Here is a 17,949-nt window from a genome sequence, read left to right as displayed (position 1 = left end):
GGAATAAACCGCGCGGGAGGGCCCTTGTGGTTCCGGTAGCATGATCTTCGCTCGCCGGCCGGTGGCCGGCGACGGACCGGGAGGGAGGTGGCGCCGATGCCACGGGAAAAGGGTCGCAAGGTGGTCGCCTCCAACAAGAAGGCGCGCCACGACTACGCCATCCTCGACACGTACGAGGCGGGCATGGCGCTGACCGGCACCGAGGTGAAGTCGCTGCGGGCCGGGCGGGCGTCGCTCGTCGACGCGTTCGCCCAGGAGCGTGACGGCGAGATCTACCTGCACGCCATGCACATCCCGGAGTACGCCCAGGGCACCTGGACCAACCACGAGCCCCGGCGTACCCGCAAGCTGCTGCTCAACCGGATCGAGATCGACCGGCTGCTGGGCAAGCTCAAGGAGAGCGGCCTGACGCTGGTGCCGTTGCAGGTCTACTTCTCCGACGGCTGGGCCAAGGTGGAGATCGGCCTGGCCCGGGGTAAGAAGTCGTACGACAAGCGCCAGGACCTGGCCAAACGGGACGCCGCCAAGGAGATCGCCCGGGCGGTCGGCCGGCGCGGCAAGGGCATGGCTGAGTGATACGTCCGGTTCGTCCGGCTGTCCGCGTCGGGCGGGCCTCGGGATGAATCCGGTTGCGCCAGGCGTTAGGCTTGGTGTGCTGCCGACAGGGGCAGCGCTTCGAGGGGGTGACTGGTTTCGACTTCGTACGCAGCGACAGGGGAAGCGAGCCGAGGAAGCCGACGTCGTCTCGAGAATCGGTCGTCGGAAACCAATAAGCGCCAAGAACAATCGCGCTGACTTCGCTCTCGCCGCCTGAGGCGAGTAGCAAGTCTGTCGGCCTGGGAGCGCCTTCGACCCAGTTAGCCGGCATCAGCTAGAAGGCTGGCCAATCGGACCCGGTCGCGGGGTCCGTGCGGCGAGATCAATCAGCGACTGGGCCCGTCACACCAACTTGCTCGCGTGAGCGGTGGGGCCGAGTAGAGGCACAGCGAGCTGCGCTCGGAGAAGCCCTGACAAACCGGCGAAGGACCCGGGTTCGATTCCCGGCACCTCCACTACACGGCCTGTGCGCCCCGGTCCACGAGGACCGGGGCGCACAGTCGTCTGAGGCCTCTGAGCCAGCCGGGGCAGATGGTGCCAATGCGGCAGATGAGGCGCGTCGCAGCGCTGGACAGCGCCGCGTACCGGGTCCACCATCGCCATACGGGTTCGCCCAGCAGCGGGAGGTGTCCCATGGTCACCAGTCCGATCCAGCAGCCGATCTCCGTGCTCCCCACCGCTCCCGGTGACCTGCGCGCCCTCGCCCGGGCCACCGGCGGTCCGCGCTGGCGGGAGCGCCTGCTCACCGACCTCGACCCGGTCCGGCGGGGCTTCACCGAACACGTCCGCGTCACCGAAGGGCCGGGAGGCCACTACGCCGACCTGGTGCGCGCCGCGCCGCGGCTGCACCGGGGCGTACGCCTGCTGGTCGCCGAGCACGCCGCGATCCTGGCGGCGCTGGCCGCGCTCCAGCACACGGTCCGGCTGCCCGGGGCGTCCGCCGCCCAGGTGCGGGCCCGCACCGTGGACCTGCTGCGCGCGCTCGACCGGCACCGGCGCCACGGTGCCGACCTGCTCTGGGAGGCGTACCAGGCCGACCTCGGCGGCGAGGACTGAGCCGGAACCGTTCCGGGCCGGCACCCGTCCAACCCGTATGCGTCGCGTGCTCGCCCTGCTCGGGATCTCGTTGCTGACCCTCTCCGCCTGCGCCACGCCCGGCGCCGCTCCCGTCCGGACGCCGCCCACCGGTCCGGACCAGCGGCCCGCGTTCACCGAGCGGGCCGAGGAAGTCGCCGCCGGCTGGCGTCCCGGGCCGGGCTGGCGCGACGGGTACGTGCCGCTCCAGGACGCCACTGTGCTCACCGGCGACCCGGGCTTCACCGACGAGACGAAGGTGGCGTTCGGAGCGGGCTGGTACCGGGACCAGACCCCGATCCCGGCCGCCGTGCCAAAGGACGGCACGATCCGGTTCCCCGACGGCACGCTGCGGGTGCCGCTGGTCAGCGCCGCCGACGCGTACGCCAAGCTCCGCCAGGGCGACCCGCCGCCGTGCGACGGGCGCCCGGCCGCGCCGGACCCGGCACCGACCGGACGGCCCGGCCCGAACGACCCGGTGTCGACCTCGGCGCCGACGCCGTGCGTCCCGCTCACAGTGACCGAGGTACGGCTGGGCAGCGCGCCGGTGTGGACCAGCCGGGGCCGCGCCGACGTGCCCGCCTGGCTGTTCACCGTGGACGAGCTGGCCGTACCCGTGGCCCGGATCGCCGTCGCGCCGCGCGTGACCGGCCGGGCGCCCGGCGGCGCGGTGCCCACCCGGCCGCTCCCGGCCGGCCTGGTGTCCGCTCAGCAGTTGCGGGCGGTCGAGGGCAACCGGATCGACTACGTGCTCGGCGTCGGCGCCTGCGACGGCCCGCCCACCCCGCTCGTGCTGGAACGGCCGGACGTGGTGGTGATCGGCGGCGCCGTGATCGCCTCCACCGGCGTCTGCACCGCGCAGCTCGTGCTGAAGCCGGTCAGCGTCACGCTCGACGCGCCGCTCGGCGGCCGGGCCGTGCTGGACGCCGCCAGCGGCGCCCCGCTGATCGTCCAGCCCGGCTGAGTCTCAGAGGATCCGTGGCACGTCGGTGCTGATCGGCACCGGCAGCACCGTCGGCCGGTCCGCGGCCAATGCGGCGTCGAGCGCGGTGCCGAGCCCGTCCAGCGTGGTCACCGCACCGGCGCAGCCGTAGCCGTGCGCCACCGCCGTCACGTCCAACCCGGGCAGATCCAGCGCCGGCACACCAGGGGTGTGCTTCAGCTCGGCGAACGCCTTCAGGATCGCGTACTGCTGGTTCACCGGAACCACGACGGCGAGCGGCAGGCGCAGCCGCGCCGCCGTCCACAACGCCTGGACCGAGTAGTGGAACGAGCCGTCGCCGACCACCGCGACCACCGGGCGGCCGCGCCCGGTGTCGCGTTCGGCGAGCGCCATGCCGACCGCCGCCGGCAGCCCGAAGCCGAGCCCGCCGCTGGCCATCGTCAGGTACGAGCGCGGCCGCTCGATCGGCAGCCGGCGGCGCAGCGCGGCCAGGTTGGACGGCGACTCCTGCACCAGCACCCCGTCCGCCGGCCACGCGGCGGCCAGCGCGGCGAACAACGCGTCGGCGCTGGGCGGGTCAGCCTGCTCCGGCGGGGCCGGCTGCGGGCGCGGTGACGGCGCGGGACGGTCGGTCGCCGGAAGCAGCTCGCACAGCGCGGCCATGGTCAGGCGGGCGTCGCCGAGCAGGCTGTCCCCGACCGGGGCGCGGGCCGCCTCGTCCGGGTCGTCTGTGACGTGCAGCAGCCGCGCGTCGCCGGGCAGGTAGTCGCCCGGCACGTGCGGGTAGTAGCGGAACACCGGCGCACCCACCACCAGCACCACGTCGTGGCCGCGCAACGCCTCCGACAGCGGCCCGATCGCGTACGGCAGCACGCCCCGGAAGTGCGGATGCCGCTCGGGGAACACGGCTCGCTCCGGCGCCGGGGCGGCCCAGACCGGGGCGGCCAGACGCTCGGCCAGCGCGACCGCGTCCGCCCAGGCGTCCGACCGGTCCACCGCCGCGCCGAGCACCAGCGCCGGGGCACGGGCGGCGGCCAGCGCGTCGGCGAAGCTCCGCAGCCGGTCCGGGTCCGGCGCGATCCGGGTGGCGACGGTACGCACCTGCGGCGGCGGGTCGGCCGGGCGGTCCCAGTCGTCCATCGGCACAGAGAGGAAGACCGGCCCGGCCGGTGGCTGCACCGCCGAGGCGTACGCCCGCATGAAGGCCGCCGGGATGTCCTGCGCGCGGGCCGGCTCGTGGGCCCACTTGACGTACGGCTGGGCCAGCTCGACCGCCCGGGGGCTGGCCAGGCGCGGCTCGATCAGCAGCATCTCGCGGGTCTGCTGGCCGGCGCTGACGATCAGCGGCGTCCGGTTGTGCCAGGCGGTGACCAGGTTGCCCATGCCGTTGCCGGTGCCCGGCGCGGTGTGCAGGTTGACGTGCGCGGGCCGGCCGGTGCCCTGGGCGTAGCCGTCGGCCATCGCGACCGCCGACGCCTCCTGCAGCGCGTGCACGTAGTGGAAGTCGGCCGGGAACTCCTGCAGGAACGGCTCCTCGGTCGAGCCCGGGTTGCCGAAGACCGTGGTCAGCCCGAGCGCGCGCAGCAGGTCGTAGGTCGCCTCCCGCACCGTCGCCATCGCCGGCTGCCTCCGTCCTCCACGCGGATGCCGGAGACGGCCCGGTGCCCGGTCCCCCGACCAGCCGAATCTATCGGGCCGAGGCCGACTTTTCGGGCGCTTCCCGCGCTCAGGGCAGCGGGAACGGCAGCTTGATCCCGTCCAGCGCGTGCCCGCACCCGCACTCCCGCTCGGCGGGCAGCGCCGCCACGGCGTCCAGCAGCAGCCCGCGCAGCCGGTCGGTGTTCTCCGCGAAGACCCGGAACACCTCCTCGTGGGTGACCGACTCGCCCGCCTCGACGCCCGCGTCCAGGTCCGTCACCAGCGCGATCGACGTGTAGCAGAGGGCCAGCTCACGGGCCAGCACCGCCTCCGGGTGGCCGGTCATGTTGACGATCGTGCCGCCCATCGAGGCGAACCAGCGCGACTCCGCCCGGGTCGAGAAGCGCGGACCCTCGACCACCACGACGGTCCCGCCGTCCACCGCCGGCACGCCCCGCCCGGCCGCCGTGTCCAGCAGCGTGCGCCGTCCCACCGGGCAGTACGGATCGGCGAACGACACGTGCACCGCGCCCCGGTCGTAGTACGTCTGCACGCGCCCGCTGGTGCGGTCGATCAACTGGTCCGGCACCACGAACGTGCCCGGACCCAGCTCCGGCCGCAGGCCGCCCACCGCGCAGGGTGCCAGCACCTGGCGTACGCCCAGCGACCGCAGCGCCCACAGGTTCGCCCGGTAGGGGATCAGGTGCGGCGGGTAGCGGTGATCACGCCCGTGGCGGGGCAGGAACGCCACCCGGCGACCGCCCACCTCGGCGACGGTGATCGGGCCCGACGGCTCGCCGTACGGGGTGTCCACCACGTGCTCCACCCCGTCGAGCAGGGCGTAGAGACCCGACCCGCCGATCACCGCCAGTTCGGCCTGCGCCGCCATCCGACCCTCCCTCGATCCGTCGTGATCACCCGCCGTCAGACCTTAACCAGCGGGCCGGACGCAGGCTATGGTGCGTGACATGGCGTTGACAGGATGGACGGTCGACGGCCTCGGGCCCGTACGGGCGCACGGCTGACGGGTGTCGGACATGCAGAGTGAGGGGCAGGCGATCGGTGGCCGAGCCATGGAGTCGATGACCGGACGACTGCTGGTCGCGACACCAGGGCTCAAGGATCCGAACTTCGACCGTACGGTCGTGCTGCTCGTCGCCCACGAACCCGGCGGCGCCCTCGGGGTGGTGCTGAACCGCGCCACCGAGGTCTCGGTGGCCGACGTGCTCGGCGACTGGAGCGACCTGGCCCGCGACCCGGCCGTGCTGTTCGAGGGTGGCCCGGTGCAGCCCGACTCCGCCATCTGCCTGGCCCGGATGCGGCACCCCGTCCGGCCGGTCAAGGGCTTCCACCGCGTCTCCGGCGCGGTCGGCACCATCGACCTCTCCGTCGACCCGGAGAAGCTGCGCGAGGCGGTCGGTGGGATCCGGGTGTTCGCCGGCTACTCCGGCTGGGGCGCCGGACAGGTCGAGCGCGAGATCGAGGAGGGCTCCTGGTTCGTGCTCGACGCGCTGCCCGGTGACGCCTTCGTCGACCGGCCGGATGATCTCTGGCCGATGGTGCTGCGCCGGCAGGGCGGCATGATGGCGGCGGTGGCCCACTTCCCGCCGGATGTGGCACTGAACTGACCCCCTCGGTGGGGGACCCCCGCGAGATGACCATGCGGGGCGGCGTGTGTATAGTTCTTCCCGTGCCCGGGCGACCGGGGACGATCGCAAGGGGCCGTGGCGCAGCTGGTAGCGCACCACACTGGCAGTGTGGGGGTCAGGGGTTCGAGTCCCCTCGGCTCCACCCTTGAAGCAGGTCAGCGGCCTGGTCGAGTAATCGTCGACCGGGCCGCTGATTCGTTGGAACGTGATCACGCTTTCTCATGAGCCTTGCGTGCTGCATCCAGAAATCGAGCCTTGTCGGCTGCTGCCCACATGACCGGCGCACTGCGCCCTTCTTGTTCCCCCTTGCCGCTACCCGCAGGCCGGCAGTCTGGCAGTCGCCCAATGTCTGCGGTCGACGAGCGAACCATGCGTTCGTGGGGCGACGCACGGACGGTGTCTGCTGACGTCATCAGAGAAATCCTGCTCGGTCGGGCCGGGCAGCATGTAGATCCCCGAGGGCTCCGGCTGCGTGGCGCGCGCATCGCCGGGCGCCTCGACTCGAGTATGTGCACAGCGATGTGCGGCTTCATTTGATCATGACCGCCATAGGAGCATCGGGATGCCGAGGTGTTCTTGATCAGTCTTCAGCTGCGCACCTAGTGGTATCGAAGAACGGGCTGGCGATCGCGCTGAGCAATTGCCTGGCCGGTGCAAAGTTTGGATCCACGTGGCGGCCGAGGATGACGGCGGCAACGGTGGCGGCACCGGCGACCTTCAGTGCGTGCGCCAGGGACTGTGTTCGCGCCCCGGTCGTCCAGGTGTCCTCGAGGATCAGCGCATGAACGGGCGCAAGCGAAGTGGGGAGGGACGGCTTGAACCAGTCGGCGTGAAAGTCGTGATCCTCCGGACCGTAGCTCGGGTTGACCGTGCTGTTGATCCAGGGCAGCCGGAGCCGGTCGCCGACAAGGTCGGCAAGCGGATGTGCGCCAGTGCGGCTGCGGGTGCTCGGGACGGTGATGACGTGCGTTGGGGAGGCTCCCGTACTGGACGTTATACACGCGAGATGGTCATGCAGGAACAGCAGCAGGAGCGCAAGCAAGCTTCGCCGAGCCTGCTCGGACGGAGCTGTGCCCTTGTACGTCCGGAGGTTGTAGTGGTGTTGCCAGGTGCGTGGCGAGTAGGAGATCGGTAGTACGAGGTCCGCGAGAAGGCCCTGGGACCGAGCGACGTGGGACTGGCAGCGGAAGCAGAGCGAGTAGCCCTCGTTCCGTACTCCCCGGCACGTCGGGCAGATCCAGGGGTGTGCCGGTAACGGGTTGCGCAGGTAGCCGCGCTGGACCTCGACGTGCCGGCTGATGATGGTCCAGCGCTGGTCAGCGGAGGGCGAAGTCAGGGAAGTTCTCCAGGCCGGCGTCGGTGGGCTGGTAGCTGAGGATGTCGTCGACGGCTTCCAGCAGCTGCGCGGTGCCGTGGACGACGTAGACGCCCGGGTTCTCGGCGAACGTCTTGGCCCAGTCGCACCGCATGACCTGGCTCGTCAGCACGACGGGACGGCCGTGCTGGAGGGCGAGCCGGGCCTGGATCCGTGCTCCGCTGGTCTCACCCGCCTCGACAACGACCGTCGCGACTGCGTACCCGCTCATGACGGCGTTGCGCATGGGGAAGCTCTGCCTGCTCGGCGGGGCGTCCGGCCAGAACTGGGAGATGACGAGCCCGACCTCGGCAATGTGGTCCTGCAGGCGCTGGTTCGCGGAGGGGTAGTACCGGCGGATCCCGGTGCCGATGACCGCGACCGTTCGCCCACCTGCCTCCAGCGCAGCTGAGTGTGCGGCGGTGTCGATGCCGGCGGCCAGCCCGCTGACCACGGTCACCCCGCGGCCTGCCAGGGTGGTGGCGACGGCTCGGGCGATCCGCAGCCCTTCCTCGCTGGCCTTGCGACTGCCGACGACGGCCACTGCCTGGTCGTGAACCCGTAGATCACCTCGGCTGAACAGGAGCGGTGGCATCTCCCGGATGCCGCGCAGCTGTGCAGGGTAGGTGTCTTCGAAGAAGGCGTGGACGCCGACTCGATCAGCTTGCCAGCCGGTGATCTCGGCGACGGCAGCGCTGATCAGCTCGGTGGTTGAATTCCCGTCCGGAAAGAGCGTGTCGGAGTGGCCGACCGTACGGTCCAGGACTGCCCTGGCGCTGCCGTTTTCCTGGATGTCGAGAGCGATCTCCGACCAGCGCGCGCGAGGCCGGCGAAGTAGCGCGACCAGGGAGGCCCGCTCGATCGTCGCCGTGTCCATGGGCACGATCGTAGGCCCTGGGCTGCGTTCCTGGCTCAGCCATCCTGGCCTGTGTTGATGACGAGAACCCCCGGCGGACGTCATCGCTAGAACGTATGTTCGATTCTGGCTGGAATCAAGAGCGGACCGACACTGGGCGACCGATCCTGCTTCCCCTTGCTGTCCAGGTGAGCGAAGGCTGGGGTTCGGCGGCGGCGCAACACCGCCGCGCTCGATCGGACGGCACGCCTTCCTTGCCTGGCAAGAGCGCCGCCGTGTTGAACGACCGGCGGGAACAGCGCGGGCCGAACGGGAGCCGTCATCGGTAGATGCGCCGTACCGGCCGATGCCGTCATCGAGGACGGCCCGAAAGCAGGATCATCAGGTGGTGGCTCCGGGGGATGATCATGAGCGTCCGCCCGTGATCCGACCGTGAGGGAGAGCACCGTGAACGACGCCATCCGCATCCGCCAGGCCGGTCCGGACGACGCGGCCGTGGTGGACGCCCTGGTCCGGGAGATCGCGGCCCACGAGGGGGAGAGCGAGCACGTCGGCGCGACCCCCGACCGGTGGCGCGAGGTGCTCGGCCGCGCCGACGTGACGGTCCTGCTTGCCGAGCGGGACGGTGAGACGCTCGGCTACGTCTCCGCGCAGCGGCGGCTGCACATGTGGAGCGGTGAGGACATCCTCGCGCTCGACGATCTGTTCGTCCGCGCCGAGGCCCGCGACGGTGGCGTGGGCCGGCGGCTGATGACCGCGCTGGCCGAGCGGGCCGCCGCCGAGCGGCTGGTCATCCGCTGGGAGGTGAAGCCGGAGAACGAGGCGGCACAGCGGTTCTACCGGCGGCTCGGCGGGACGCTCTACCCGAAGGTGGTCGTCCGCTGGCTGCCGGAGAGCTACCTGCCGCTGATCGAGGACAAGGCGTAGCGGCTCAACCGGCCGCCCGGCCCGCGAGCACCAGCGCCCAGCACAGCGCGCCGAACCCCGCAGTGCTCGCCACCGCCCGGACCACGTTCCAGGTGACCCAGGCGGACTCGAAGCGCTCCCGTTCCGCTCCGAGATCGGCGGAACCGGCCGCCGCGAGCGCGTCGTTCAGCGGCACGTTCACCGCCACCGTGACGACGAACATCACCAGGTAGAGAGCGAGCCCGACGACGATCCACGGCAGCGCCGGCCGGACCACCCCGCGCCACGCCAGCACCGCCGCGAGCGCGGCCAGCACCGGCGTACCCAGGAAGGCCAGCAGGAACCAGCCGTTGACGATGGTGACGTTGATGCGCTGCATCGCGTCCACGAACGTGCGGTCGTCCGCGCCGCGCAGCGCCGGCATCACCGCGTACGCGAACGCGGCGAACAGGCCCGCCATCAGCCCGGCCCCGACTGTGGCGCCGACCAGCGTCAGTTGTTGTACGAGTCGCATGTCCTCATCGAACCGCCGCGCGGTGAGACGGCCCATGGCCAGGACGCGCGATCCTGTGTTCAATCGTCTCCGTGGACGCCGTCTCCGGCCTGCTCGACGGTCCCCGGGCGCGGGGCGCCTTCCTGCTGCGCTCGATCCTCACCCCGCCCTGGTCGATGCTGATCCGGGACGAGGCGCCGCTCACGCTGGTCGCCGTGGTGCGGGGGGACGCCTGGATCGTGCCGGAGGAGGGGGAGGCCGCGCGGCTGACCGGCGGTGACGTGGCGATCGTGCGTGGCCCGGCCCCGTACATGGTGGCGGACGACCCGGCCACGGCGCCGCAGGTGGTAGTGCACCCGGGCCAGCGCTGCACCACGCCGGACGGGCGGGAGCTGTTCGCGATGACGCGGTGGGGCGTACGCACCTGGGGCAACGGACCGGACGGCCGGACCGTGCTGCTCACCGGCACGTACCCGGTGCGGGGCACTGTCGGGCGGCGGCTGCTCGACACGCTGCCGCCGCTGGCGGTGGTCCGCCGTGAGTCCTGGGACTCTCCGCTCGTGCCGTTGCTGGCCGACGAGATCGTCAAGGACGACCCCGGCCAGGATGCGGTGCTGGACCGCCTGCTGGACCTGCTGCTCATCGCCGCGCTGCGGGAGTGGTTCGCACGGCCCGGGGCTGCCGCGCCCGGCTGGTACCGGGCGTACGCGGATCCGGTGGTCGGCCGCGCGCTGCGGATGCTGCACCACGACCCGGCCCGGCAGTGGACGGTGGCGTCGCTGGCCGCCGAGGTGGGGCTGTCGCGGGCGGCGCTGGCCCGGCGGTTCACCGCCCTGGTGGGCGAGCCGCCCATGGCGTACCTGACGGGCTGGCGGCTGGCGCTCGCGGCCGACCTGCTCCGCGAGCCCGGCGCCACTGTCGGCGCGGTGGCCCGCCGGGTCGGCTACGGCAGCTCGTTCGCGCTGAGCACCGCGTTCAAACGCCGGTACGGCGTGAGCCCTCGTCGGCACGTCGACGCGGCTAGATTGACCGGATGACTGTCGACCTGTTCGCCGGCGTCCCGATCCATGACATCGCCGTGTCGACGGCCTGGTACGAGCGGCTGCTCGGCGCCCCGCCGCAGTTCCTGCCCAACGACCACGAGGCGGTGTGGGAGCTGGCCGAGCACCGCTACCTCTACATCGAGGTGCGGCCCGGGGACGCCGGTCACGCCATGCAGACTGTCTTCGTCGAGGACTTCGACTCCCGTCTTGCGGCGATCGCCGCCCGAGGGCTGGAGCCGGCTGCGCAGGAGACCTACGACAACGGCGTCCGGAAGGCGATCTTCCACGACCCGGACGGCAACGAGATCGGCTTCGGCGGCGGCCCCGCCTGACCGGGCCGCGGCGATCCGCGGCCCGGTCGGCGACGTCAGCGTGGGCCGCGCGTCTTCGGCAGGTCGAACTGGTCCGCCCGGCGGCAGTCCTTCGGGCCGCCGACCGCCTGCGGGCCGACCTCCTCCAGTGCCTTGCGGGCGCGCTGCCGACCGAGGTTCCAGGCGTACCAGGGGTCGGGCTCGGCGAGGTCGTCGGCTATCCAGCTCAGCGTGCACCGGCGTACCGGGTCGGGAAGCTTGGCCAGCGACGGCGTCGCGTCGGCGGACAGCGCCCGCAGGTACCAGGCGTCGATCTTGCCGGTCTGCTCGTACCGCAGCGTGTTGCGGCGGGCGACGTAGTCCTCCGGGTTGAGCACCGCCAGGCCGAGCAGCATCGTCACGGCTAGCGCGACGGTGGCGCCGGGAATCCACCGGCCCTTGAACCGGACGCCGGCCAGGATGATCATCAGGAAGACCGTGCCGAGCAGCATCTCGAACGCCATCACGAAGATCCGCTCGCCGGTGAAGCTGTAGACCTTCTGGTACGTCCACATGCGGGACAACGCCGACGCCACGATCACCACGCTCAGCGCGCTGATCAGCCCGAGCAGCACACGCAGCAGGACGCGCTCGACCGGCCGCTCCCGGCGCGCCCAGCGGCCCACGCCACCGAGCACCGCCACCGTCAGCAGCGTGACGAAGAGCAACTGCCAGAAGCCGCTGCGCGCGTACTCGGCGTAGCTGAGACCGGCGACCCGCTGCACGTGCTGCTGCCCGCCGAAGAGCACAGTGAACTGCACCACCACGAACCCGGCGAACAGCAGGACGAGCGCGCCGATGGCCGGGGCCCACTCCAGCAGGCCGATCCGCCGCTCGCCGGACCTGTCCACGGTGGACAGGTCGGGCGGCGCGGCGAGCGTGTAGACCGCGGCCACCGCGATCAGCCCGCCCACCACGGCCAGGAACACCCAGCTGAACACCGAACCCATGTCGGTCTCGGGAACGAGCGAGCCGAGCGCCTCGGAGAACGCCGCGTCGGCGGAGGCGAGCAGACTGCCGAAGACCACGAGCACCACGACCGTGGCGACCACCGAGACGGTCACCTTGCTCACCGTCGCCGCCGACGCCGAGGCGGTGACGTGCCGGCGTACCCAGGGCAGGCCGCGTAGCGCCGCGAACGGCGTGGCGACCAGGCCGAACAGGATCGATCGCACCAACCGTCCGCCGACGATCGCGAGGGTGGCGCAGCCCAGCGCGCCGAGCACGCAGAACGTCACGAGCCACCAGGCGTTGCGGAACGCCGGCACGGCCATCAGCGCCAGCGCGGCCGCCGCCCACCCGGCCCGGATGAGCCGGTCGGCGCGCGGCAGGTCAGCGGTCTTCGACCGGATCGCCAGCACCACCGCGACAGTGAGCGTGAGCCACCCCAGGAACCAGCCGACGCCGACCCGGCCCAGCGGCACGAAGACCGCGCCGCCGACCGCGCCGGCCAGCACCGCGAGCGGCACGGCCCGGCCGGTCGCCGCCTTCGGGCCGGGCCACCGCGCGCCGAGGAACGAGGTCCGCGGCGTCGGCGGTCGCGGCGTCCAGACCGGCGCCTGCGGGTGGCCGGTCCACCCGACACCGGGGTACGGCGGCGCGCCCACCGGCCGACCGGGAGGCTGCGGCATCCCCGGAGCGTGCGGTGTGACCGGCGCGGGCGACGCGCCGGGGATCGGCGGCGTGCTCGGGGTCCCGGGCCGGCCGGAAGTGTGCGGCGTGCCGGGCGCGCCGGAACCGGCCTGCGGGTGCGCACCCGGTGCGCCCGAACTGGCCAGTGTGCCGGAGCCGGCTTGCGGGTTCGGCTCATCCGACGGGGACGAACCCGGGGTGGCAGGCGAACCGGTGGCCGGAGCCGTCGTGCCGGCGCCCGAGGTGGACGGACCCGCCGATGCGGCGTCCTCGGCAGCCGAAGGGGTTCCGTCGGCTCGGGTGGCGGCAGGCCGGGCCGCCGGTGCGGCGTCCGGCGTGGCGGCGACGGGCTCCGCCGGACGGTCGGCCGGTGCGGTGGCGGGCTCCCCATGATCAGCCGCCCCCGTCGAACCGTCCCCGGCCGGGGACACGCCCGCGCCCGCGGAAGCCGGCGGCGTCTTGGCGACGTCGCCGGTGGTGGGGGAGAGGGCGGCATCCTCCACCGGGGAGCGTTCGACGGCCGGTGCTGTCGCCTGGGCAGGCACCGCGCTCGGCTGGCCGGCCGCCGGCACCAGCGGGACGAACAGCGCGTACCCCTGGGTGCCGGGCGGGACGGTGACCGGAATCGCCCAGCCGGGCTGCCCCTCCGCGCCGGGCCACGGCACCGGTGGGGGCGCGCCCTCCATGCTGGGCATCACCAGCAGATAGGGCTGGGAAGGCGGGACGTCGCCCGCGGGAGGCCCGTTCGCCGGGGCGGCGCGGGAGGGCTCGGGGGACGGTTCCGGCTCGGGCAAGGGACGCTCCTCGATCACAGGGTTTCGTCACTCTAGGTCCACCCACATGCGCCCCGCCGCCCCGTCTGTCCGTTCGGTCACGTCGGCCCGGCCGATCGGCGCGGATCGAACCTTTGACGTCTCGCGGCCGTACCAGTGCGCGGGAGGTCGATCACATGGCCGCACGCCGCGCGCTCGTCGCGCTCGCCGCCGTCGCCGTGACGGTGCCGCTCGCCGCCACGCCGGCCGGCGCGCACGGTGCGCCGACCAGCCCGCTGAGCCGGGCCGCCGCGTGCGGGCCGGAAGGTGGTGGCCGGGCGCGGACGCCCGCGTGCCGGGCCGCGATCGCCGCCGGAGCGGCGGTACGCGAGTGGGACAACATCCGGGTCGCCCGCGTCGACGGGCGGGACCGGGAACGCATTCCGGACGGGGAACTGTGCAGCGGCGGGCTGTCCGCGTACCGGGGGCTGGACCTGCCGCGCGCGGACTGGCCGGCCACCACGCTCACCGCCGGCGCCCGGCACACGTTCCGCTACCGCACCACCATCCCGCACCAGGGCACGTTCCGGTTCTACGTCACCACCGGCTCGTACTCGCCGCAGCGGCGGCTGACCTGGGCGGACCTGGAGAAGAAGCCGTTCCTTCAGGTCACCGACCCGCCGATCCGCTCCGGCGCGTACGAGATGCGGGGGCGGCTGCCGGCCGACCGCACCGGCCGGCACATCGTCTACGTCATCTGGCAGAACTCGGACACCCAGGACACCTACTACTCCTGTTCGGACGTGATCTTCCGGGCGGCACGCGGTGAGCCGGACGCGACACCGGCAGCGCCGGAGGCGAGCGCGTCGCCTCCGCGTACCCTCGCCGGGGCGGCGACCGACGACGAGCCGGCGGTGCCGGTGGCGACGGTGACCGACGGCGGACCGCTGTCCCGGCCGCTCGTGCTCGGCGCGGCGGCGCTCGTCGTCGCGCTGCTCGCCGCGGCGGTGGTCGGACGGCGGCTGAGCCGGGCCGGCGGCCCTCCGCCCGGACGGCCGTGCGGTGTCCGCAACCACCGCGCCGGGCGGCGCCGCGTCTGGTGAGTCAGCCGAGCAGGCGCTCGATCTCGGCCAGGTCCTCACCGGCGAGGTCGAGGTTGTCCAGCGCGGCCACGTTGCCCTCCAGCTGCGCCACGCTGCTCGCGCCGATGATGAGGCTGGTCATGCGCGGGTCGCGCAGCGCCCAGGCGAGGGCGAGCTGCGCGAGCGTCTGACCGCGCCGCTCGGCCACCGCGGCGAGCCCCCGGACCGTCGCCATCGTCTCCTCGTCGAGGTCGCTCTCGTTGAGGAAGACGCTCGTGCGTACCCGGGAGTCGGCCGGGATGCCGGTGAGGTAACGGTCGGTGAGCAGGCCCTGGGCGAGCGGGCTGTACGCGATGCAGCCGGCGCCGACGCCCTCCAGCGTGTCCAGCAGGCCGTCGCTCTCCGTCCAGCGGTTCATCATCGAGTACGACGGCTGGTTGATCAGCAGCGGCGTGCCCAGGTCGCGCAGGATCTCGGCGGCGCGCTCGGTCTGCTCCGAGTCGTAGTTGGAGATGCCCACGTAGAGCGCCTTGCCGGAGCGGACGATCGCGTCGAGCGCGCCCATCGTCTCCTCCAGCGGGGTCTCCGGGTCGAAGCGGTGCGAGTAGAAGATGTCGACGTAGTCCAGCCCGAGGCGGCGCAGCGACTGGTCCAGCGACGAGATCAGGTACTTGCGCGAGCCCCACTCGCCGTACGGGCCGGGCCACATCAGGTACCCGGCCTTGCTGGAGATCACCAGCTCGTCCCGGTACGGCTTCAGGTCGCCTGCGAGCAGCCGGCCGAAGTTCTCCTCCGCCGAACCGGGCGGCGGGCCGTAGTTGTTGGCCAGGTCGAAGTGGGTGATGCCGAGGTCGAAGGCGCGGCGGACGATGTCGCGCTGCCGCTCGAAGGGCCGGTCCGGTCCGAAGTTGTGCCACAGGCCGAGGGAGATGACGGGGAGCTTCAGCCCGCTCCGGCCGCTGCGCCGGTAGATCATCTCGTGGTAACGGTCGTCGCTGGCGAGGTATGTCACGGGGCCATTCTGTCCGCAGCGGAGTGCGGCCGCAGCGGCGCGGGTACGTTCGGCCACATGCGTTACGTGCAGCTCGACACCCCCAAGCCCATCTCCAAGATCGGCCTCGGCACCTGGCAGTTCGGCTCCAAGGAGTGGGGCTACGGCCCCGACTACGAGCGCCGCGCCGCCGAGATCGTCCGGCGGGCGCTCGACCTGGGCGTCACCCTGTTCGACACCGCCGAGCTGTACGGCTTCGGCCGCAGCGAGCGCATCCTCGGCGCGGCGCTGGGCGACGACCGGAGCAAGGTCGTCGTCGCCAGCAAGATCTTCCCGCTGCTGCCGGTCGCCCCCGTCGTGCAGCAGCGCGCCGTCGCCTCCGCCGCCCGGCTCGGCGTCGACGGCATCGACCTCTACCAGGTGCACCAGGCCAACCCGGTGGTCGCCGACACCACCACCATGCGCGGCATGCGCTCGCTGCAGGACGTCGGACTGGTCGGCGAGGTCGGCGTCAGCAACTACGGCCTGCGCCGGTGGCGGTTCGCCGAGGCCGCGCTGGGCCGCCGGGTGCTGAGCAACCAGGTCCGCTACAGCATGATCGACCGCGGCCCCGAGGAAGACCTCATCCCGTACGCGGAGCAGGCCGGCCGGATCGTCATCGCGTACTCCCCGCTGGCGCAGGGTTTCCTCTCCGGCCGCTACGACGCCACGAACCCGCCCGCCGGGGCGGTACGCCGGGCCAACCCGTACTTCCTGCCGGAGAACCTGGAACGCGGCACCGCGCTGATCGCCACGCTGCGCGAGGTCGCCGACGCGCACGACGCCACGCCGAGCCAGATCGCGCTCGCGTACGTGCTGCGGCACCCGAACGTGGTGGCCATCCCCGGCGCGTCCGGGGTCGAGCAGATGGAACGCAACGCGGCCGCCGCCGAGATCGACCTGACCGACGACGAGTACGCCGCGCTGGTCGCCGCCGCGCACGCGTTCCGCCCGGTCACCGGCCTGGCCGCGGTGCCCCGGATGGTCCGCGCCCGCCTCGGGAGGTGAGCGGCGCTCCGGCGGCGTCAGTGGCGACGGGCGCCGCCGGTCACCGGAGCGCGCTAGCGTGGATCGGGTGACCGCTCCCAACCAGGTTCCCCCGGTCCCGCCCGCCGAGCTGCCGAGCACGCTCGGCGCGTTGCGCGCGGCCGGCCACCAGTACCGCACGGTCAAGCAGGAACTCCGAGACAACCTCCTCGCCCGGATGGGCTCCGGCGAGGACCGCTTCCCCGGCATCGTGGGCTACGAGGACACGGTGCTGCCCGAGGTAGAGCGCGCGCTGCTCGCCGGGCACGACATGGTGCTGCTCGGCGAACGCGGGCAGGGCAAGACCCGGCTGATCCGCTCGCTCGGCGCGCTGCTGGACGAGTGGACCCCGGTGATTCCCGGCTCGGTGCTCAACGAGCACCCGATGCACCCGATCACCCCCGCCTCCCGGGCACTGGTCGACTCGGCCGGCGACGACCTGCCGATCGGCTGGCTGCACCGCTCGATGCGGTACGGCGAGAAGCTCGCCACGCCGGACACCAGCGTCGGCGACCTGATCGGCGACGTCGACCCGATCCGGCTCGCCCAGGGGCGCACGCTCGGCGACCCGGAGACCATCCACTTCGGGCTCGTACCGCGCACCAACCGGGGCGTCTTCGCCGTCAACGAGCTGCCCGACCTGGCCGAACGCATCCAGGTGGCGCTGCTCAACGTGCTGGAGGAGCGCGACATCCAGGTCCGTGGCTACCAGCTGCGGCTGCCACTGGACCTGCTGCTGGTGGCCAGCGCCAACCCGGAGGACTACACCAACCGGGGCCGGATCATCACGCCGCTCAAGGACCGGTTCGGCGCGGAGATCCGTACCCACTACCCCCTCGACCTCGACCTGGAGCTGTCGCTGATCCGGCAGGAGGCCGACCTGGTCGCCGTCGTGCCGGAACACGTGCTGGAGGTGCTGGCCCGGTTCGCCCGCGACGTGCGGGAGTCCCCGTCGGTGGACCCGCGCTCCGGTGTGTCCGCCCGGTTCGCCATCGCCGCCGCGGAGACGGTGGCCGCCGCCGCGTTGCGTCGTTCCGGTCTGCTGGCCGGTGCCTCTGCTGCCTCGGGTGGCGGGGCCGGGTCGGCGCCCCGGCCGGAGGCGCCGGTGGCCCGGATCGGCGACACCGTGTCGGTCACCTCCACGCTGCGCGGCAAGGTCGAGTTCGAGAGCGGCGAGGAGGGACGCGAGATCGAGGTGCTCGCGCACCTGCTGCGTACCGCCACCGCCGAGACGTTCCGCGCCCGCCTGGCCGGGCTCGACCTGTCCGGCTTCACCGCGATCGTCGCCGAGGGCGGCGCCGTGGAGACCGGGGAACTGGTCTCCTCGGCCGAGCTGCTGCGCCAGGTCGGCACCGTACCGGGGCTGGCCAAGGTGCTCGACCGGCTCGGGCTCGGCGACGCGCCCAGCCCGGAGGAGGCCGCCGCCGGCATCGAGTTCGTGCTGGAAGGGCTGCACCTGACCCGCCGGCTCGGCAAGGACGTCACCGACTCCGGGCGCACCGTCTACGGGGACCGGGACTGACA

General features: G+C 72.8%; 17 protein-coding genes, 1 tRNA gene and 1 other RNA gene. 12 read left to right on the top strand and 7 right to left on the bottom strand.

What is annotated here, in order from left to right; translation table 11 throughout:
* The first annotated feature begins 96 nt into the window (after positions 1-96).
* The 4 genes from smpB to DQE82_RS03120 all read left to right on the top strand — a co-directional run bounded on the left by smpB (position 97) and on the right by DQE82_RS03120 (position 2,635).
* The gene (gene smpB / locus DQE82_RS03135; protein WP_030501421.1) at positions 97-576 is read left to right on the top strand and encodes an SsrA-binding protein SmpB; all 480 of its coding nucleotides are present in this window, start codon (positions 97-99) and stop codon (positions 574-576) included.
* A 103-nt stretch (positions 577-679) separates the two neighbouring features.
* Positions 680-1,055: a transfer-messenger RNA gene (ssrA, locus tag DQE82_RS03130) on the top strand.
* 175 nt (positions 1,056-1,230) lie between these two features.
* Positions 1,231-1,653, top strand: a complete 423-nt coding sequence (locus DQE82_RS03125) for a hypothetical protein (RefSeq protein ID WP_043326371.1) — start codon at positions 1,231-1,233, stop codon at positions 1,651-1,653.
* Positions 1,654-1,690: 37 nt separating this feature from the next.
* Complete coding sequence (locus DQE82_RS03120; RefSeq protein ID WP_113971960.1) at positions 1,691-2,635, top strand: hypothetical protein; 945 nt, start codon at positions 1,691-1,693, stop codon at positions 2,633-2,635.
* Positions 2,636-2,638: 3 nt separating this feature from the next.
* Here the strand turns inward: DQE82_RS03120 and mdlC are convergent, their stop codons facing one another.
* Positions 2,639-4,231: a benzoylformate decarboxylase gene (gene mdlC, locus DQE82_RS03115; protein ID WP_113971959.1), complete on the bottom strand. Its 1,593-nt coding sequence runs from the start codon at positions 4,229-4,231 to the stop codon at positions 2,639-2,641.
* A gap of 109 nt (positions 4,232-4,340) precedes the next feature.
* A complete protein-coding gene (locus tag DQE82_RS03110; RefSeq protein WP_064447741.1) occupies positions 4,341-5,141 on the bottom strand; it encodes an S-methyl-5'-thioadenosine phosphorylase in 801 nt (266 codons plus the stop codon).
* A 148-nt stretch (positions 5,142-5,289) separates the two neighbouring features.
* Between DQE82_RS03110 and DQE82_RS03105 the strand changes: the two genes are divergently transcribed.
* Both DQE82_RS03105 and DQE82_RS03100 read left to right on the top strand, forming a co-directional pair.
* Complete coding sequence (locus DQE82_RS03105; RefSeq protein ID WP_043330624.1) at positions 5,290-5,880, top strand: YqgE/AlgH family protein; 591 nt, start codon at positions 5,290-5,292, stop codon at positions 5,878-5,880.
* A gap of 90 nt (positions 5,881-5,970) precedes the next feature.
* Positions 5,971-6,043: transfer RNA gene (locus tag DQE82_RS03100), tRNA-Ala, on the top strand.
* A gap of 438 nt (positions 6,044-6,481) precedes the next feature.
* Here DQE82_RS03100 and DQE82_RS03095 read toward each other — a convergent pair.
* On the bottom strand, positions 6,482-6,943 hold the full coding sequence (locus DQE82_RS03095; protein WP_223201227.1) for a hypothetical protein: 462 nt from the start codon (positions 6,941-6,943) through the stop codon (positions 6,482-6,484).
* 274 nt (positions 6,944-7,217) lie between these two features.
* The gene (locus DQE82_RS03090; RefSeq protein WP_043326361.1) at positions 7,218-8,132 is read right to left on the bottom strand and encodes a DNA-processing protein DprA; all 915 of its coding nucleotides are present in this window, start codon (positions 8,130-8,132) and stop codon (positions 7,218-7,220) included.
* Positions 8,133-8,558: 426 nt separating this feature from the next.
* On the opposite strand from DQE82_RS03090, the gene DQE82_RS03085 reads away from it, so the two are divergent.
* Entirely contained in the window at positions 8,559-9,038 is a 480-nt protein-coding gene (locus DQE82_RS03085; RefSeq protein WP_064447769.1) for a GNAT family N-acetyltransferase, read from the top strand.
* 4 nt (positions 9,039-9,042) lie between these two features.
* On the opposite strand, the gene DQE82_RS03080 is transcribed toward DQE82_RS03085, so the two are convergent.
* A complete protein-coding gene (locus tag DQE82_RS03080; protein WP_199495921.1) occupies positions 9,043-9,531 on the bottom strand; it encodes a DUF1772 domain-containing protein in 489 nt (162 codons plus the stop codon).
* A gap of 71 nt (positions 9,532-9,602) precedes the next feature.
* Here DQE82_RS03080 and DQE82_RS03075 point away from each other — a divergent pair, with 71 nt between their 5' ends.
* Positions 9,603-10,547 carry an AraC family transcriptional regulator gene (locus tag DQE82_RS03075; protein WP_113971957.1) on the top strand — a complete coding sequence of 315 codons (945 nt, stop codon included), beginning with the start codon at positions 9,603-9,605 and terminating at the stop codon, positions 10,545-10,547.
* Positions 10,544-10,885, top strand: coding sequence for a VOC family protein (locus DQE82_RS03070; RefSeq protein WP_113971956.1), 342 nt, complete (start codon positions 10,544-10,546; stop codon positions 10,883-10,885). The genes DQE82_RS03075 and DQE82_RS03070 overlap by 4 nt, the downstream gene beginning before the upstream one ends.
* Positions 10,886-10,920: 35 nt before the next feature.
* On the opposite strand, the gene DQE82_RS03065 is transcribed toward DQE82_RS03070, so the two are convergent.
* Positions 10,921-13,329: a DUF4153 domain-containing protein gene (locus tag DQE82_RS03065; RefSeq protein WP_113972353.1), complete on the bottom strand. Its 2,409-nt coding sequence runs from the start codon at positions 13,327-13,329 to the stop codon at positions 10,921-10,923.
* Between the two features lie 155 nt (positions 13,330-13,484).
* Between DQE82_RS03065 and DQE82_RS03060 the strand changes: the two genes are divergently transcribed.
* On the top strand, positions 13,485-14,390 hold the full coding sequence (locus DQE82_RS03060) for a lytic polysaccharide monooxygenase (RefSeq protein ID WP_113971955.1): 906 nt from the start codon (positions 13,485-13,487) through the stop codon (positions 14,388-14,390).
* 1 nt (position 14,391) lies between these two features.
* Here DQE82_RS03060 and mgrA read toward each other — a convergent pair whose 3' ends face one another.
* The gene (gene mgrA / locus DQE82_RS03055) at positions 14,392-15,381 is read right to left on the bottom strand and encodes an L-glyceraldehyde 3-phosphate reductase (RefSeq protein WP_113971954.1); all 990 of its coding nucleotides are present in this window, start codon (positions 15,379-15,381) and stop codon (positions 14,392-14,394) included.
* Between the two features lie 57 nt (positions 15,382-15,438).
* On the opposite strand from mgrA, the gene DQE82_RS03050 reads away from it, so the two are divergent.
* Entirely contained in the window at positions 15,439-16,407 is a 969-nt protein-coding gene (locus DQE82_RS03050) for an aldo/keto reductase (protein ID WP_113971953.1), read from the top strand.
* A 58-nt stretch (positions 16,408-16,465) separates the two neighbouring features.
* Positions 16,466-17,947: a magnesium chelatase gene (locus tag DQE82_RS03045; protein ID WP_113971952.1), complete on the top strand. Its 1,482-nt coding sequence runs from the start codon at positions 16,466-16,468 to the stop codon at positions 17,945-17,947.
* Positions 17,948-17,949 lie beyond the last annotated feature (2 nt).

It is taken from the genome of Micromonospora sp. LHW51205 (assembly GCF_003315815.1).
Taxonomy (GTDB): Bacteria; Actinomycetota; Actinomycetes; order Mycobacteriales; family Micromonosporaceae; genus Micromonospora; species Micromonospora chalcea.
This window is presented reverse-complemented; position numbering and strand designations above follow the sequence as displayed.

Excerpts from the sequence above, each read along its gene's own strand:
- smpB (WP_030501421.1), top strand. The coding sequence starts at position 97 with ATGCCACGGGAAAAGGGTCGCAAGGTGGTCGCCTCCAACAAGAAGGCG.
- DQE82_RS03125 (WP_043326371.1), top strand. The coding sequence starts at position 1,231 with ATGGTCACCAGTCCGATCCAGCAGCCGATCTCCGTGCTCCCCACCGCT.
- DQE82_RS03120 (WP_113971960.1), top strand. The coding sequence starts at position 1,691 with ATGCGTCGCGTGCTCGCCCTGCTCGGGATCTCGTTGCTGACCCTCTCC.
- mdlC (WP_113971959.1), bottom strand. The coding sequence starts at position 4,231 with ATGGCGACGGTGCGGGAGGCGACCTACGACCTGCTGCGCGCGCTCGGG.
- DQE82_RS03110 (WP_064447741.1), bottom strand. The coding sequence starts at position 5,141 with ATGGCGGCGCAGGCCGAACTGGCGGTGATCGGCGGGTCGGGTCTCTAC.
- DQE82_RS03105 (WP_043330624.1), top strand. The coding sequence starts at position 5,290 with ATGCAGAGTGAGGGGCAGGCGATCGGTGGCCGAGCCATGGAGTCGATG.
- DQE82_RS03090 (WP_043326361.1), bottom strand. The coding sequence starts at position 8,132 with ATGGACACGGCGACGATCGAGCGGGCCTCCCTGGTCGCGCTACTTCGC.
- DQE82_RS03080 (WP_199495921.1), bottom strand. The coding sequence starts at position 9,531 with ATGCGACTCGTACAACAACTGACGCTGGTCGGCGCCACAGTCGGGGCC.
- DQE82_RS03070 (WP_113971956.1), top strand. The coding sequence starts at position 10,544 with ATGACTGTCGACCTGTTCGCCGGCGTCCCGATCCATGACATCGCCGTG.
- DQE82_RS03060 (WP_113971955.1), top strand. The coding sequence starts at position 13,485 with ATGGCCGCACGCCGCGCGCTCGTCGCGCTCGCCGCCGTCGCCGTGACG.
- DQE82_RS03050 (WP_113971953.1), top strand. The coding sequence starts at position 15,439 with ATGCGTTACGTGCAGCTCGACACCCCCAAGCCCATCTCCAAGATCGGC.